The organism is Labilibaculum sp. (assembly GCF_041595635.1).
GTDB lineage: Bacteria > Bacteroidota > Bacteroidia > Bacteroidales > Marinifilaceae > Labilibaculum.
Window position 1 is genome coordinate 1 of record NZ_JBFHJW010000125.1, and the last position, 2,794, is coordinate 2,794.

Annotated in this window: 3 protein-coding genes; all 3 read left to right on the forward strand. The window is 38.4% G+C overall.

Features of this window, described 5'->3' with window-relative positions; genetic code table 11:
* The coding region (locus ABYT26_RS17595; protein ID WP_372756336.1) for a sulfatase/phosphatase domain-containing protein at positions 1–453 on the forward strand (453 nt) is incomplete at its 5' end.
* Between the two features lie 132 nt (positions 454–585).
* Positions 586–2,358 carry an arylsulfatase gene (locus ABYT26_RS17600; protein WP_372756338.1) on the forward strand — a complete coding sequence of 591 codons (1,773 nt, stop codon included), beginning with the start codon at positions 586–588 and terminating at the stop codon, positions 2,356–2,358.
* Positions 2,359–2,391: 33 nt separating this feature from the next.
* On the forward strand, positions 2,392–2,794 hold a 403-nt coding region (locus ABYT26_RS17605), incomplete at its 3' end, for a glycoside hydrolase N-terminal domain-containing protein (protein ID WP_372756340.1).

Genomic DNA, 2,794 nt, shown 5'->3' on the forward strand with positions numbered 1-2,794 from the left:
GAAAATGTGGATTACTCGGCTTTATTTGCTGATTATGCTAATGCTGATTATCCAGAAAGCATGCAGGGACGTAGTTTTCGTAAAAATTTAGTTGGCGAAACGCCTAAAGATTGGAGAAAGTATGCCTACTATCGTTACTGGCAACACGAAACTCGTCGTCCAGGTCATTTTGGAATCAGAGGGGAACGTTACAAGTTGGCTTTTTGTTATGGTAATGGTTTCAAGGATAATAAATATTTAGAAGGAGAAGAAACGGGTAAGTTTTGGGATTTCTACGATCTTCAGGAAGATCCAAATGAACTACATAATGCATATCAAGATCCTCAATATCAGGAAATAATTAAAGAAATGAAGGTGGAACTTTTGAAGCAACGTCAAGAAGTTGGTGATTTAGATGAAGATAATCCGGAAATTTTGGACATTATTGCGAAGCATTGGAATGATAAAAAATAACAGTCATGAATTTTGGCGATAGATAGAGCCATGATCTAATTGATTGAAAATTTTGCGATGAGTAAAGTACTGTTTTATGAGAATAAAACAGTACTGTCGCAAAATAGTAATAAAGTTAAAGAAACTGAATAAATGATTAATAATCAAATTGTTGCATTTGCTTGTGTTGTTTTGGCTTTCACGCTTGTATGCTGTGGGAATTCAGATACTTCAGATCAGCCCAATGTTATTTTAATCATGACAGATGATCAGGGTTTTGGTGATTTGGGTTTTTACGGAAATCCTCATGTTAAAACTCCAGTTATTGATCAGCTGGCCAGTGAAAGTGTTCGCTTCGATGAGTTTTTGGTTTCACCTGTGTGTGCTCCAACTCGCTCAGCCTTACTAACTGGCCGTTACCCATTACGAACAGGAGTTCGTGATACCTACCAGGGAGGAGCAATCATGGCTTCTTCTGAAATTACCATTGCCGAAATGCTTAAGAAAGCTGGTTACACTACCGGAATGATTGGGAAATGGCACTTAGGTGATAATTATCCTTGTAGACCTGAAGATCAGGGCTTCGATTATGCCTTGCATCATTTGGCAGGAGGAATGGGACAATGGGGCGATTGGCCCAATCACCTCAAAGGAAATACCAGCTATTTTAATCCTACACTTTGGGAAAATGGCGAAATGGTTGAAAGTGAAGGCTATTGCTCGGATGTTTTTACCGATGCAGCAATTCATTTTATCGAGGAGAAAAAGGAAGAGCCTTTCTTTCTTTATTTGGCATTTAATGCGCCACACGATCCATTACAAGTCCCTCAGAAATATTACGACAAGTATAAAGATATTGACCCAGCTTCTGGATTTGAAAACGACGATAGACCATTTCCTGATATGAATGAAGATATGAAGGAAAAAGCCAGGAAGGTTTACGCCATGGTTTCGAATATCGATGATAACCTTGCACGCTTACTAAATAAAATAGATGAACTTAAGTTGGACGAAAATACACTAGTCATTTTTATGACCGATAATGGACCTATTCCATATCGCTATTTGGCCGGAATGCGTGGCCGAAAATCATCGGTTTACGAGGGCGGAATTCAAGTGCCTTCGTTTTGGCGCTATCCAAAGAAATTTAAAGGGAACAGAGATATAACAGCTACAGCATCGCATTTCGATATTTTCCCAACTCTGGCAGAACTTTGTGGAGGTGAAATTCCATCCGACAGGAAAATTGATGGCGTGAGTTTACTGCCTTTGCTGACTGGAGAGAAAACTGCCTTAGGAGAGCGTTCCATTTGCAGATATTGGACACGTAGAGCGCCCGAGAAATATAAAAATATGATGATTCGTAATGGCGAGTTTAAGTTGGTTGGAAATTGTGATGAAGAAGCGGGAATTGAAAAGTTTGAGCTGTTTGATCTAACCAATGATCCTTACGAGTTGAATAATGTTGTTGACAGCAATAAAGAGGCAGCCGCGGCACTAAAATCAGAAATGAATTCTTGGATAGAGGAATTACAGGCATCGAAGAATGCAATGCAATCTCCTAGAATAATTATAGGAACCGAGCATGAAAATCCAAGTGTTTTAAACCTAAACGATGTTCATTTTATTGCGCATGAAAATGCAAAAAATGGAGTCGTTTACTGGAAAACTGATATTGCTACAGAGGGAAAATACGCGTTCAATCTATACTTTAAAAAAGCGATTGAAAATGATTGTGAAATAGAATTACGAATTGGTGAAGAGAAGCACTTATTTATTTTTCCGAAGCCAATGGACAGTAAAATTTCACTCGGAAACTTCCATTTAAAAGTTGGCGAAGCAGATATTGTTCCGATTGTCATACTAAAGACAAAGGATAAAAAGCTTTATAGAATGCCTTTTTATGTGGAAGTAGAAAAACAATAAATACGAATACTGCTAAAATATAATAAGAAGAGTATGAGAGAGAAAATGTTGGTTTTATTCGTTGTTTTTATGGGATTTATCGCCCTAGAGACAACTGCCCAAAACAACTATAAATTGAGTTATGAGCAGCCAGCTCAAAAATGGACGGATGCTCTTCCTATTGGCAATGGCCGGTTGGGTGCAATGATTTATGGTGGCGTTCAGCAGGAGCATATCCAGTTTAACGAGGAAACGCTATGGACTGGAGAACCTCACGATTATGCGCACAAAGGAGCAAGTAAACATTTGGCAAAAATCAGACAGCTACTTGCAGAAGGAAAGCAATTGGATGCGCAAATTTTAGCTGCTAAAGAGTTCATGAGTGTACCACTTCATCAAAAAGCTTACCAGCCTTTTGGCGATTTATACATCGATTTTAAAGGACAGGAAAATTATA

Bases quoted from the DNA above. Each gene is read 5' to 3' on its own strand.
- ABYT26_RS17600 (WP_372756338.1), top strand. From the start codon at position 586: ATGATTAATAATCAAATTGTTGCATTTGCTTGTGTTGTTTTGGCTTTC.